Origin of the sequence: Pasteurella dagmatis (assembly GCF_900186835.1) — a bacterium.
Classification (GTDB): Bacteria; Pseudomonadota; Gammaproteobacteria; order Enterobacterales; family Pasteurellaceae; genus Pasteurella; species Pasteurella dagmatis.
In genome coordinates, this window is the sequence record NZ_LT906448.1 from 116,112 (window position 1) to 129,667 (window position 13,556).

Genomic DNA, 13,556 nt, shown 5'->3' on the forward strand with positions numbered 1-13,556 from the left:
ATGATTAAATTTGATTTTGTGATCTAGATCTTGTTTTTAATAAAATTTATACGATATTTGTTTTTTATTTCTTTTATTTCAATGAGTTATTGTTTTTTTGATCTTTTTGGTAGCATTTTAACAAGATTTTTTTCTATAAAAATAAAAGTGTGAGATTGCTCACATATAATCAAATATAATCTTTTTTAATCTTTTTTTGCTGTTATGATATCTCCCCGATAGATTCCCATTTATAACTTCCGTGAAGCTATTTTATTACCAAAACGTTTTTGACAGACACATGAGAAATTCAGAGGTACCCATATGGAAATACTCTATAACCTATTTTTAGGTTTCAATAACCAAGTGCTTTCTAAAGCACCTTTCTTACTCGGTATTGTTGCTTGTATCGGCTATATTCTTTTAAGAAAAGATACAACTACTGTGATTAAAGGTACGATTAAAACTATTGTTGGTTTTATGATTGTACAAGCTGGCTCAGGCTTCCTTGTTACAAACTTTAAACCTGTTATTGAAGGCTTATCAAAATTCCACAATTTGACTGGTGCAGTTATTGATCCATATACCAGTATGCAAGCAACAATTCAGACAATGGCGGATAACTATGCATGGGTCGGTTACGCAGTTATTCTTGCATTGTTCTTAAATATACTATTAGTTGTTTTACGCAGAGTGACAGGTATTAGAACAATTATGCTCACAGGGCACATTATGTTCCAACAAGCAGGTTTAGTTGCGGTGTTCTATATGATCATCGGCGCTTCAATGTGGGAAACTGTTATTTATACTGCGGTATTAATGGCACTTTATTGGGGTATTTCATCTAACATTATGTATAAACCAACCCAAGCAGTTACAGGTGGAGCTGGTTTCTCAATTGGTCATCAACAACAAATTGCCTCTTGGATTGCAGTGAAATTAGCGCCAAAATTAGGCGATAAAGATGACTCTGTGGATAATATGAAATTACCAAAATGGTTACATATTTTCCATGACAGTATTTCTGCAACTGCACTTGTAATGACAGTATTCTTTGGCATTATCTTGTTGTCATTTGGTTTAGATAATTTACAAACAATGGCAGGTAAAACCCATTGGTTTATGTACATCCTTGAAATGGGATTAAAATTTGCAGTAGCTATCCAAATTATCGTAACCGGTGTACGTATGTTCGTCGCAGAACTTTCAGAAGCATTCAAAGGTATTTCTGAACGTGTGATTCCAAATTCTGTACTAGCGATTGACTGTGCTGCGATTTACGCATTTTCACCAAATGCAATGGTATTTGGTTTTATGTGGGGTGCTATCGGACAATTCGTCGCAGTAGGTATCTTACTTGGCTTTAGTTCACCAATTCTTATTATTCCTGGCTTTATCCCAATGTTCTTCTCTAATGCAACAATCGGTGTGTTTGCTAACCAATTTGGTGGTTGGAAAGCCGTGATGAAAATCTGTTTCATTATGGGGATCGTTGAGGTATTAGGTTCTGCTTGGGTAATTCAATTATTAGCTTCGCAAGGTACAGTATTTAATGGTTGGATGGGAATGGCTGACTGGGCATTATTTTTCCCTCCTGTATTGCAAGGTATTGTGAGCATACCTGGATTCTTCTTTGTATTACTTGCTCTTGCTTTAGTTTATATGGCATTTGCATCGAAAAAATTACGAGCAGAAGAAGCGGCCGCTGCAGCTGCAGGTAAAACTCTCGAGCAAATGGACGGCTATGGTGTTGAAGAGGCTGTTACAGAAACAGCACAACAAACTGAAACAGAAAGTGTTGTGAACAATAGTGGTGTTAAACCAATTCGTATCCTAGCTGTATGTGGTAGTGGTCAAGGCTCATCAATGATGATGAAAATGAAAATTAAAGGCTATTTAGATAAACGTGGTGTAGCAAATATTATGGATTCTTGCGCAGTGACGGACTATAAAGGGAAATTAAACGAAGTTGATATTATCGTTTCATCTCGTCACCTTGCAGACGAAATTGAAGTGGGTGAAGGCAAATCTGTATTAGGCGTGCAAAATATGCTAAATCCAAATTCATTTGGTGATGAGTTGATCGCTTTAATTAAGAAACATCAAGAAACCCATTAAAAAATAGCTCCTAGTTGTGACTAGGAGCTTTGCAATCCAATAGATAGAAGGATATTTTATGAATTTAAAACAGTCTCTTATTGAAAATAATTCAATTAAGCTTCACCAATCTGCAACTAACTGGGAAGAGGCGATTAAAATTGGTACAGATATGTTAATTGCATCAGGCGCAGTAGAACCTCGTTATCACGATACTATTATCAAATGTATTAAAGAAATGGGACCTTATATTATTCTTGCACCAGGGTTAGCAATGCCACATGCTCGCCCAGAAGATGGAGTAAAGCGCACTGCATTTGCACTAGTTACATTAGATACTCCAGTTTATTTTGATGGTGAGGATGATCCTGTGGATGTGTTGTTGACGCTTGCAGGTAGTGATTCAGATCAGCATATGCAAGGCTTAATGGAAATTACGCAAGTGTTAGATGATCCTGACAGTGATACTGGTGTCGATTTAGATAAAATTCGTCGTTGCCAAACTGCAGAAGATGTATATGCTGTAATTGATGCAGTATTAGGTTAATTTTAGATAAAAAGGAAATCATTATGTCAAAACCATTACTTCAGATTGCGTTAGATTCTCTCTCTCTTGAAAAAGCTGTTGCTGATGCCAAACAAGCAGAAAGTGCGGTAGAGATTATTGAAGTTGGCACCATTCTTGCTTGTGCAGAAGGGATGAAGGCAGTGAGTACATTACGTGCATTGCATCCTAATCATATTATTGTGTGTGATTTAAAAACCACTGATGGTGGTGCAATTCTAGCAAAAATGGCATTTGAAGCGGGCGCAGATTGGCTCACTGTATCAGCTGCTGCACATCCTGCAACAAAAGCTGCTTGTAAAAAAGTTGCAGATGAATTTAACCAAGTAAACCTAGATGCGAAAGTTAAAAAAGAAATTCAAATTGAAATCTATGGTAACTGGACCTTTGAAGATGCAAAAGAATGGGTTGATTTAGGTGTAAAACAAGCGATTTATCACCGCTCTCGTGATGCAGAGTTAGCAGGTAAAGGTTGGACAGAAGATGACATTGAAAAAATGAAACGTTTAGAGGAACTTGGTTTAGAAATTTCTATTACAGGTGGTATTATTCCTGAAGATATTCATTTATTCAAAGATATCCGTAATGCAAAAGCCTTTATTGCTGGTCGTGCATTAGTAGGTGAAAAGGGCAAAGCCACTGCGGACGCGATTCGAGCAGAGATTGCAAAATATTGGTAATTAGCTTTTTGATTATTGGAACTTATTGAGTATTAGATTTTTTACTCTTGACATAAAAGTGCGGTAGGATTTTTAAAAATTTTAACCGCACTTTTTCTTTACTTAAACTTTTCCTACTTTGCTAAATAGTGCTACTATTGTTCAACTTTTAACAATTTATTGACACTTACGGACATAATGGACTGGTTACTTCTTTGCTTTTTAAGCATTCCGATTATTGCTACATTCTTGCCTTTTTTACCATTTAATCATTGGACGGTAAGGATCTTTGATTTCCCACGTTTACAGATTGCTGTGCTGAACCTACTGTTTCTGCTTATTGGTTGGCTTGTACAACCAGAGCCTATGTGGTTGTTTATCATCATACAAATTTTGAACGTTATTTGTGTCAGCTACCAGATCTGGGAAATTTTGGCTTACACAAAGTTAGCACGTCCACAAGTATTGCAATATTATGGTGAAAAAGATGAGCGTAGTATTTCGGTCTTGACTACGAATGTGCTCACGCCTAATCGCCAAGTTGACAAGTTATTAATGCTGATTGAAAAATGGCAACCTGATGTTGTGCTAACATTAGAAACGGATTTGTGGTGGGAAGAGAAGCTTTCCTCATTAGAGGAACAGTATGCTTATACAGTTAAAATACCACTAGATAATTTGTATGGAATGCATTTGTATAGCCGTTTACCATTGCGCAATACGGAGGTTAGACATTGGGTGCAAGAGGATATTCCTTCTATCTATACGGAGACCTGCTTACCTTCAGGAGAATGGATTCATTTGTATTGTTTACATCCAATGCCACCAACACCAACAGAGAGTTCAACTTCGACACAACGTGATGCAGAGCTATTATTAGTCGGACAAGAAATCAGTGAAAATAACCAGTCTGTATTGGTGTTTGGTGATTTAAATGATGTGGCTTGGTCATCGACCTCACGTTTATTCCAGAAAACTAGCGGTTTGCTTGATCCCCGTGTGGGGCGTGGCTTATATAGTACCTTCCATGCCAAATATCCTTTTTTACGTTGGCCACTAGATCACATTTATCATAGTAATGATTTTATGATGCGTGATATCCGAGTACTATCTGATATTGGTTCTGATCACTTCCCGGTATACGGTTGTTTTCAATTCCATCCTTGTGTTGAAGTAGCACAACCTGAACCTGAGGTGAATAAGGCGGATCATGAATTAGCTCAAGAAAAAATTGATGAGGCAGAACCAGAGAAGAAAGTAGTTGAGGAGAAATACTGAGTAGTAATAAGATCTCTATCTTTAAATTTAGTGTCCTCTAATAAAAATAGGGAAAAATACCACAGTTCTTCCCTATATTAATGGTTATTTAACAGCGATCATTGAACCAAAATTAAAACATTGAAACCATAGTTCTACTTGCTTAAATCCCACATTCGCTAACCTTGATTTGTGTGTTGTAATGCTGTCTGTACGCATTACATTTTCAAGGGCAGTGCGTTTTTGGCTAACTTCAAGCTCGCTGTAACCATTAGCACGTTTGAATTCGTGGTGTAAGTCAATTAATAGCTCATCTACACGTTCATCTTCAAAATGGAGTTTTTCCGATAAAACTAAAACACCATTTGGGTTTAATCCGTGATAAATTTTTTCAAGTAATGTTTTACGATCTTCTGGTGGTAAAAATTGTAGTGTGAAATTTAAAATCACCATTGACGCATTTTGTATTTCCACTTGGCGAATATCATCACAAAGAATTTCTACGGGGACTATGCTTTGGTACGCATTGATGTGTTGGCGGCAACGTTCCACCATTGGCTGCGAATTATCTATACCAATGATTTTAACACCAGATTTATCTATATTACGACGAGCTGAAAGTGTTGCCGCTCCTCGTGAGCAACCCAAGTCATACACATTGCTGTTTTCCGTTACAAAGCGAGAAGCAAGCATACCAATTGCTGTAATAATATTAGAATAACCTGGAATAGAGCGTTGAATCATATCAGGAAAAACCTCAGCAACGCTTTCATCAAAAGTAAAATCCCCCAATTTTGCAATTGGGGCAGAAAAAAGAGTATCTTTTGCCATTATGTTGTCATCTATGTTTAAAAGTGCGGTCATTTTAGAAGAAGTTTTGTGTTATCACAAATAAATTAGACACTTTTCAATAAATGTGCCATTGCTTGTTCTTCTTGTTTGATACGAATTGCAAGAATGACGAAATAGATTGGTAAACCAATCATTGCTGTATATTTTGCTTGGCAAAATAAACTTAAACCGATGAGCTCAGGAATAATGTTGAGGAAATAGTTTGGGTGTCTCACATATTTAAAGAGAAAGGAACGATTGATCTTATGTTCAGGCAAAATATAGATTTTGACTGTCCAAATTTCTTTTAGCTCGTAAATTACATAAAACAACATAAAAATGGCAAAAATTAGAATGGTCAAACCAATTTGTGAGACTACATCAAACGGAGTTTTTAACAAGTTCGCTTCTGTAATTGCAGCGATATAAAAAGCAACGTGAGCAATGGATAATAAAGCTGAATTTTTATGTCCATACTGAATTGCCCCATTTTTGATTAATTGTTTCTCATTTCGGATTGAAATCGAGAGTGTATAAAAACGAATAGCGAGAATTAACGCAAAAGTGAGATTGATAAATAACATTTTGTCATCCTTTACTTGTTAAAGTTTTATAAAAAATCGACCTAATATAGCAAATTGTCCTATAAAACGCATTAAAATCAATCTGATTTACTCCAGTTGCGTTTAATTTTAACCTCTTTTGTTTATTTTTTGTGTAGAAATAATCTTTCTCTCTAATCAGATTTTCAGCTATAATTAAATGTATTTTGTATGTATAAAAGAAAGGAATTTCATATGATGCGGACACATTATTGCGGAGCATTAAACAGCCATAATATAGGACAAGAAGTAAAATTAAGTGGTTGGGTACATCGTCGCCGTGACTTAGGTGGTTTGATATTTATTGATATGCGTGATCGTGAAGGAATTGTACAGGTTTATTTCGATCCTAAATATCAAGAAGCATTGAATGCAGCGGCAGGTTTACGCAATGAGTTTTGTATTCAAATTCAAGGTGAAGTGATTGCTCGTCCAGAAAATCAAATTAATAAGAATATGGCAACGGGTGAGATTGAAGTATTAGCCAAATCACTTTCAATCTATAATACTGCTGAGTCGCTTCCATTAGATTTTAATCAAAACAATACTGAAGAACAGCGTTTAAAATACCGCTATTTAGATTTACGTCGTCCAGAAATGGCTCAACGTTTAAAAACACGCGCAAAAATTACTAGTTTTGTGCGCCGTTTTATGGATGATAATGGTTTCTTAGACATTGAAACTCCAATGTTGACGAAAGCAACCCCAGAAGGTGCGCGTGACTATTTAGTACCAAGTCGTGTACATAAAGGGAAGTTTTATGCACTACCTCAATCACCACAATTGTTTAAGCAATTGTTGATGATGTCAGGTTTCGATCGTTATTATCAAATCGTGAAATGTTTCCGTGATGAAGATTTACGAGCAGACCGCCAACCAGAATTTACTCAAATCGATGTGGAAACGTCTTTCTTAACAGCCTCCGAAGTGCGTGAAATTATGGAGAAAATGGTTCGTGGGCTTTGGTTAGATATTGCTGGTGTAGATTTAGGTAAATTCCCCGTCATGACATTTGCAGACGCAATGCGTCGCTTTGGTTCAGATAAACCAGACTTACGTAATCCATTAGAAATGGTTGATGTTGCTGATTTATTAAAAGAAGTGGAATTTAAAGTATTCAATGGCCCAGCAAATGATCCAAATGGGCGTATTGCTGTGATTCGTGTACCAAATGGCACTGATATTACACGTAAACAAATTGATGAATATACTCAATTTGTTAGTATTTATGGAGCAAAAGGCTTGGCGTGGTTAAAAGTGAATGATTTGGCAGCGGGCATGGAAGGAATTCAAAGTCCAATTGCTAAATTCCTATCTGAAAACGTACTAAAAGCTCTATTAGAACGTGTGCAAGCACAAAATGGCGACATTTTATTTTTTGGGGCGGATACTTATAAAGTGACGACCGATGCAATGGGAGCATTACGTCTGAAGTTAGGTCGTGATTTAGGTTTAACGAAGTTAGATGAATGGCAACCACTTTGGGTAATTGATTTCCCAATGTTTGAGCGTGATGATGAAGCTGGACTTGCAGCAATGCACCATCCATTTACTTCACCACGTGATTTCAGCCCAGAGCAATTAGAAGCAGATCCAACAAGTGCAGTTGCAAATGCTTACGATATGGTTATCAATGGCTATGAAGTTGGTGGTGGTTCAGTTCGTATTTTTGAACCAAAAATGCAACAGGCAGTATTTAGCATTTTAGGTATTAACGAAGAAGAACAGCGTGAAAAATTTGGTTTCTTATTAGATGCATTAAAATTTGGTACACCACCACACGCAGGTCTTGCATTTGGTTTAGACCGTTTAACAATGTTGTTAACTGGTACAGATAACATCCGTGATGTTATTGCATTCCCGAAAACAACCGCTGCTGCTTGTTTAATGACTGATGCACCTAGTTATGCTAATCCACAGGCATTAAATGAATTAGCGATTTCGGTAATAAAAGAGTTGAAAGAATAATAGAAATGTGGGCAGTGCCCCACATTTTTATATAATCTGGAAGGATAATATTTAATGAGAAGACCGTATGATATGTACATCTTGCCATGTATATTAATAACGCTCTTTATTCAGGGCATTATTGGTATTATTCAAGAGTTGTCGGTATTTAAACTCAGTGATGTTTTTTCTAGCTTTTATCTATTATTTAATTATTTCATTATCTTCGCATTACTTTTTTTAATTATTACTTCCGCAATATTAATTTTTCTAGGCAATAATGCAGGACGATTGCTTTATCTTATTTTAGTGATACTTGTTTTTGGTGGAACAATGTTACTTAATGTAGATAAAGTGACTTTAATTGCTGGAGGAGTTATTTTCCTGATTAGTATTTGGAGCTTGTTTAGGGCGGAGAGTGAGCTGTTTTTTGCACAAGAAAGCCAAAAACGGAAAAAAGATGACATCGAAAGTAGATTTAATAAATTTAACTAATTGATTTTGGCAGTGGATTAATATCTCAAACTTACAAAATAACTTTATTATTGGGCTGATTCAGTTTTTAAGGCTGATGCATTGCAGCCCCAAGCCTCCCCATTTTGAAATTTTCATCTCATTCTTTCTGAAATGTGCACTTGCTATTTTTTATTTCTTTTTATACATTGAAACACTTATTGTATTAAAGTGCGGTCTGTCTTATCTCAATTTTATTACCATAAAAGCTCATAATGCAAACGTATAAGAACCCTTTTTCTGTGCTTATTGTGATTTATGCCCAAAACTCTGGGCGTGTATTAATGTTACAACGTCGAGATGATCCTGATTTTTGGCAATCTGTTACAGGTTCTTTAGAGCCGAATGAAACTCCAATACAAGCTGCATATCGTGAGATCAAAGAGGAAATAGGTATTGATATAATCAAAGAAAACCTAGTTGTTTTTGATTGTAATGAATGGATAGAATTTGAAATTTTTTCTCATTTCCGCTATAAATACGCACCTAATGTGACACATTGTATTGAACATTGGTTTCTATTGGCACTACCAGATGAGAGAGTGCCAACATTAGCGGAACATTTAGCGTTTAAATGGCTAAGCCCAGATGAGGCGGCTTTGCTCACAAAATCGTGGAATAATCGCGCATTAATTGAAAAATATTTATTGAGTTGTATAGAAAAATAATAAGTGTGTTGGAAATTAAATGGAAAAGAGCGCACTTTTATTAATCAAAGAGGAAATTGAGAATGGCAGGTCATAGTAAGTGGGCTAATATTAAACACCGTAAAGCTGCACAAGATGCGCAGAGAGGTAAAATTTTCACAAAATTAATTCGTGAGTTAGTGACAGCTGCAAAATTAGGTGGCGGTGATGTGAGTGCAAACCCACGTTTACGTGCAGCAGTAGATAAAGCATTATCAAGTAATATGACACGTGACACTATTAATCGTGCAATCGATCGTGGTGTTGGTGGCGGTGATGATACTAATATGGAAACGAAAGTGTACGAAGGTTATGGTCCGGGTGGCACAGCGGTAATGGTTGAATGTTTAAGTGATAATGCAAACCGTACGATCTCGCAAGTTCGTCCAAGTTTTACAAAATGTGGCGGTAACCTAGGCACAGAAGGTTCTGTGGGGTATTTATTTAGTAAAAAAGGTTTAATTTTAATTTCATCTGGTGATGAAGATATAATTATGGAAGCTGCAATTGAATCTGGTGCAGATGATGTTCAAGCTCAAGAAGATGGCAGTTTTGAGGTTTACACTGCTTGGGAAGATTTAGGTTCAGTTCGTGATGGAATTGAAGCGGCAGGCATAAAAGTTGATAATGCGGAAGTGACAATGATTCCATCTACAACAGTGGAATTAGATGCAGAAACTGCACCGAAATTACTCAGACTGATTGATATGTTAGAAGACTGTGATGATGTACAAAATGTATATCATAACGGTGAAATTAGTGATGAAGTAGCTGCAATGTTGTAAATTTTCTATTAAGTAGAAACTTATTTAATAGTATGTTGTCAAAAGATTGCACACATTGTGTAATCTATCATGTATTTTAGGAGAATTTATGAAATTTACTAAACTTTTTGTAGGTCTAGTTGCGGTCGGTACATTAGCTGCTTGTTCTCAAAATCTGTCTTCTGATATTGCATCAGTAGGTAAAAAAGCTGCGGATATGGTTTCTACACAACCAACTTTCGAAACAGCTGCTTATTTCTGTGATGTGCAAGGTAAGAGAAACCAAGTGGTTTCTGCAACTTATGCATTTGTAAATGGTAAAGCAGATAGTGCAACGGTAACAATTAATCGCCAAGTAGTTGGTGAAGAAATGAAATTTGATAGCACCTATAAAGATGGTGTTCGTTTTGTAGAGGGCAAAAAAGTGTGGGCGTTAGGAGGACTAGATAATAGTTTTGCTGCGGATACAGTAAGCTCAACCGTACCAGTAATGTTTACTGATAATAATAGAATCTTAGCTAGAAACTGCCTGATTGCAAAATAATGTATATAAAATAGAAATTAAAAGGATGGATTTACAGTAAAATGTAAGTCCATTTATTTTTGGGGAAGAGGATGGCAATAATTCTTGGTATAGATCCCGGCTCACGAGTGACTGGATATGGAGTGATTCGTCAAACAGGAAGACAATTAGAATATCTCGGAAGCGGAGTGATTCGCACCTCAGTGGAGGATTTGCCGACACGTTTAAAACGTATTTATTCTGGTGTAAGTGAAATCATCTTACAATTCCAGCCTGAAATGTTCGCTATTGAAGAGGTTTTCCTCGCCAAAAATGCTAATTCTGCGTTAAAACTTGGCCAAGCACGAGGGGCTGCTATCGTAGCAGCGGTTAATCAGAATTTACCCGTATTTGAATATGCGGCAAGATTAGTGAAACAAACTGTTGTAGGGATTGGTTCTGCAGATAAAATACAAGTGCAAGATATGGTGACGCGGATTTTAAAACTATCTGAAAAACCACAAGCAGATGCCGCCGATGCTTTGGCTATTGCAATTACTCACGCCCATTCAATTCAGCATTCTTTCCATGTGGCAAACGCATCTCAACCTTCTGAAACTCGGGAAAAAATGACTGCACTTTTAAAAACAAGATATAGCCGTGGTCGTTTCCGCTTAAAAATTTAACTGGATATTCATCCAGTTTTATTTTATGCTATAGAGCATATTTTTTTGCGCAATGAGGGGATTATGATTGGTCATTTAACAGGACGTTTAGTCGAAAAGCAGCCACCAGAAATTTTGTTAGATGTGCAAGGTGTTGGTTATGAATTATTATTACCGATGACTAGCTTTTATAACCTCCCTGAAATTGGTCAAAAAACTTCACTATTTACTCACCTTGTTGTACGTGAAGATGCACATCTACTTTTTGGATTCTCACAAAAAACTGACCGCACTTTATTCCGTGAATTGATCAAAACTAACGGAGTTGGTCCTAAATTAGCATTAGCGATTTTATCTGCAATGTCAGTAAATGAATTTGTTTATGCGATTGAACGTGAAGAACTCTCAAAGTTAGTCAAAATTCCAGGTGTAGGTAAAAAAACTGCAGAACGTTTGCTTGTTGAGTTAAAAGGTAAATTTAAAGATGTAACTCAAGGAGATTTCTTTATTGAGAGCAAACACTTACCTGATGTTAAAGTTAGTATGCAAAGTAGCGATGCACCGAATGATGAAGCTGTTTCTGCGCTTGTTGCATTAGGTTATAAACCGGTAGAAGCAGAAAAAATGGTTAAGCGTATTACTAAACCTGATTTATCCAGTGAACAGCTTATTCGTGAAGCGTTGAAGGCTGCATTATAATGTAGAAGAAAAAAATGATAGAAGCTGATCGTATTATTAGTGCAACAGTAAAACTTGATGATGAAGTGATTGATCGCGCCATTCGTCCCAAGTTATTAAGTGATTATGTTGGGCAGCCCCAAGTTTGTGAGCAAATGGACATTTTTATCCAAGCAGCGAAACTACGTCAAGATGCGCTTGATCATTTGCTAATTTTTGGACCACCAGGTTTAGGTAAAACTACATTAGCCAATATCGTGGCAAATGAAATGGGCGTGAATATTCGCACAACATCGGGTCCAGTTCTTGAAAAAGCAGGCGATTTAGCAGCAATGTTGACCAATTTAGAGCCTCATGATGTTCTATTTATTGATGAAATCCATCGTCTTTCTCCAGCAATAGAAGAAGTTCTATATCCTGCAATGGAAGATTATCAGCTAGATATTATGATTGGTGAAGGCCCAGCTGCACGTTCTATCAAATTAGATCTTCCTCCTTTTACTTTGATTGGTGCGACTACAAGAGCTGGCTCATTAACTTCACCTTTAAGAGATCGTTTTGGCATTGTACAACGTTTGGAATTTTATTCAGTAGATGATTTGACTTCTATTGTTACAAGAAGTGCAAATTGCTTGAATTTAATCATTGCGGATAATGCCTCTTATGAAATTGCAAGACGTTCAAGAGGTACACCACGAATTGCTAACCGTTTGTTGCGTCGGGTAAGAGATTTTGCAGATGTGCGTAACGGTGGTGTGATTTCAGAAGATATCGCAAAAGCTGCATTGATGATGTTAGATGTTGATGATGCTGGCTTTGATTATTTAGACAGAAAGTTATTGAGTGCTGTGATTGAGCGCTTTGATGGAGGACCAGTTGGATTAGATAATTTAGCTGCCGCCATAGGTGAGGAACGAGATACAATTGAAGATGTGCTAGAGCCTTATTTAATCCAGCAAGGTTTTTTACAAAGGACACCAAGGGGGAGAATGGCAACTTCGAGAACTTATCGCCATTTTGGTGTTCAAAAGTTAACTGAAGATTAAAATGACATCATAAAATAAAAAGCTTATTAATTTTAATTTAATAAGCTTTTTAAATTCGGGTTACTGATGTTTTAAGTTATTGAGTTTTGCCAAGCCAAGATCACAACTTTTGATTTGTGTTGCTAATTCCATTTCAAGAATTTGTTGTTTGCTTTGGTTGAGTTTACTCTTAATTTTACTTACCTGAGTATGAGTGCCAGGCTGCTTTTCTGCTTCAGCAATTAAATTTTCAGTTTCTTTAAAAAGTTTCTCACATTGTTGCGGCACTGAAAGTGTGTTTTTCTTCGTAATTTGTTCTGTTTTTTCTGCCGCATAAGCAGAGGATATTCCTACTGCTAAAACCGTAAAAAGTGCGGTTAATATATGGGTAAATCTTTTTCTCATTCTTCTTCCTCTGATGAATTTTGTAATACTGCTACAAACAGTAAGAAAATTAACAAAATATGTAAATAATGTCTAGTTATTTGTATTTTTTTTATGCAGACTGTGATTTTTATCGCACTAAACGTTGCTTAAATGTTAATACAATTTATAATTTGACCTGTATCAATTAATGAAGTTCTACTTGGTTTTTGCTAATTTTGATTTAAGTATAAAAATGTGATCGATGTGACACTTTTTTATATTTTTAATCCTTATTTTTAGTAGTAGAATAGATACCGAATCTGAGTTACCTATATCATAACGCACTATCTATTGTGAAAGAGATTTTATTTTGCCTTATCGTGATGATTGTGAAGGTAATTCAAGGGGTCAGCTTAGGGA

The 13,556-nt window shown here is 36.2% G+C and carries 15 protein-coding genes; 12 read left to right on the forward strand and 3 right to left on the reverse strand.

Annotated features, from left to right (window positions below):
- Window positions 1–303 precede the first annotated feature (303 nt).
- The 4 genes from CKV78_RS00640 to CKV78_RS00655 all read left to right on the forward strand — a co-directional run bounded on the left by CKV78_RS00640 (window position 304) and on the right by CKV78_RS00655 (window position 4,578).
- Window positions 304–2,097 carry a PTS ascorbate-specific subunit IIBC gene (locus tag CKV78_RS00640; protein WP_005765248.1) on the forward strand — a complete coding sequence of 598 codons (1,794 nt, stop codon included), beginning with the start codon at window positions 304–306 and terminating at the stop codon, window positions 2,095–2,097.
- A gap of 58 nt (window positions 2,098–2,155) precedes the next feature.
- Window positions 2,156–2,623: a PTS sugar transporter subunit IIA gene (locus CKV78_RS00645; protein ID WP_005765250.1), complete on the forward strand. Its 468-nt coding sequence runs from the start codon at window positions 2,156–2,158 to the stop codon at window positions 2,621–2,623.
- A 23-nt stretch (window positions 2,624–2,646) separates the two neighbouring features.
- Window positions 2,647–3,321: a 3-keto-L-gulonate-6-phosphate decarboxylase UlaD gene (locus tag CKV78_RS00650; RefSeq protein WP_005765252.1), complete on the forward strand. Its 675-nt coding sequence runs from the start codon at window positions 2,647–2,649 to the stop codon at window positions 3,319–3,321.
- Window positions 3,322–3,498: 177 nt separating this feature from the next.
- Window positions 3,499–4,578: an endonuclease/exonuclease/phosphatase family protein gene (locus CKV78_RS00655; RefSeq protein WP_005765254.1), complete on the forward strand. Its 1,080-nt coding sequence runs from the start codon at window positions 3,499–3,501 to the stop codon at window positions 4,576–4,578.
- A gap of 84 nt (window positions 4,579–4,662) precedes the next feature.
- Here CKV78_RS00655 and cmoA read toward each other — a convergent pair whose 3' ends face one another.
- A complete protein-coding gene (gene cmoA / locus CKV78_RS00660; protein WP_032855678.1) occupies window positions 4,663–5,388 on the reverse strand; it encodes a carboxy-S-adenosyl-L-methionine synthase CmoA in 726 nt (241 codons plus the stop codon).
- A 65-nt stretch (window positions 5,389–5,453) separates the two neighbouring features.
- Window positions 5,454–5,972, reverse strand: a complete 519-nt coding sequence (locus CKV78_RS00665) for an isoprenylcysteine carboxyl methyltransferase family protein (RefSeq protein WP_005765258.1) — start codon at window positions 5,970–5,972, stop codon at window positions 5,454–5,456.
- A gap of 213 nt (window positions 5,973–6,185) precedes the next feature.
- Here CKV78_RS00665 and aspS point away from each other — a divergent pair, with 213 nt between their 5' ends.
- The 8 genes from aspS to ruvB all read left to right on the forward strand — a co-directional run bounded on the left by aspS (window position 6,186) and on the right by ruvB (window position 12,791).
- Window positions 6,186–7,958: an aspartate--tRNA ligase gene (gene aspS / locus CKV78_RS00670; protein WP_032855679.1), complete on the forward strand. Its 1,773-nt coding sequence runs from the start codon at window positions 6,186–6,188 to the stop codon at window positions 7,956–7,958.
- A gap of 54 nt (window positions 7,959–8,012) precedes the next feature.
- Window positions 8,013–8,432, forward strand: coding sequence for a hypothetical protein (locus CKV78_RS00675; protein ID WP_005765262.1), 420 nt, complete (start codon window positions 8,013–8,015; stop codon window positions 8,430–8,432).
- 233 nt (window positions 8,433–8,665) lie between these two features.
- Window positions 8,666–9,118: a dihydroneopterin triphosphate diphosphatase gene (gene nudB / locus CKV78_RS00680; protein WP_005765264.1), complete on the forward strand. Its 453-nt coding sequence runs from the start codon at window positions 8,666–8,668 to the stop codon at window positions 9,116–9,118.
- A gap of 62 nt (window positions 9,119–9,180) precedes the next feature.
- Window positions 9,181–9,921 carry a YebC/PmpR family DNA-binding transcriptional regulator gene (locus tag CKV78_RS00685; protein WP_005765266.1) on the forward strand — a complete coding sequence of 247 codons (741 nt, stop codon included), beginning with the start codon at window positions 9,181–9,183 and terminating at the stop codon, window positions 9,919–9,921.
- 88 nt (window positions 9,922–10,009) lie between these two features.
- A complete protein-coding gene (locus CKV78_RS00690; RefSeq protein WP_005765267.1) occupies window positions 10,010–10,444 on the forward strand; it encodes a hypothetical protein in 435 nt (144 codons plus the stop codon).
- 71 nt (window positions 10,445–10,515) lie between these two features.
- Window positions 10,516–11,088: a crossover junction endodeoxyribonuclease RuvC gene (gene ruvC / locus CKV78_RS00695; RefSeq protein WP_005765269.1), complete on the forward strand. Its 573-nt coding sequence runs from the start codon at window positions 10,516–10,518 to the stop codon at window positions 11,086–11,088.
- A gap of 63 nt (window positions 11,089–11,151) precedes the next feature.
- Window positions 11,152–11,766, forward strand: coding sequence for a Holliday junction branch migration protein RuvA (ruvA, locus tag CKV78_RS00700; RefSeq protein ID WP_005765272.1), 615 nt, complete (start codon window positions 11,152–11,154; stop codon window positions 11,764–11,766).
- Between the two features lie 14 nt (window positions 11,767–11,780).
- The gene (gene ruvB, locus CKV78_RS00705; protein ID WP_005765274.1) at window positions 11,781–12,791 is read left to right on the forward strand and encodes a Holliday junction branch migration DNA helicase RuvB; all 1,011 of its coding nucleotides are present in this window, start codon (window positions 11,781–11,783) and stop codon (window positions 12,789–12,791) included.
- Between the two features lie 60 nt (window positions 12,792–12,851).
- Here the strand turns inward: ruvB and CKV78_RS00710 are convergent, their stop codons facing one another.
- Complete coding sequence (locus CKV78_RS00710; protein ID WP_005765276.1) at window positions 12,852–13,175, reverse strand: DUF5339 domain-containing protein; 324 nt, start codon at window positions 13,173–13,175, stop codon at window positions 12,852–12,854.
- Window positions 13,176–13,556: the final 381 nt, after the last annotated feature.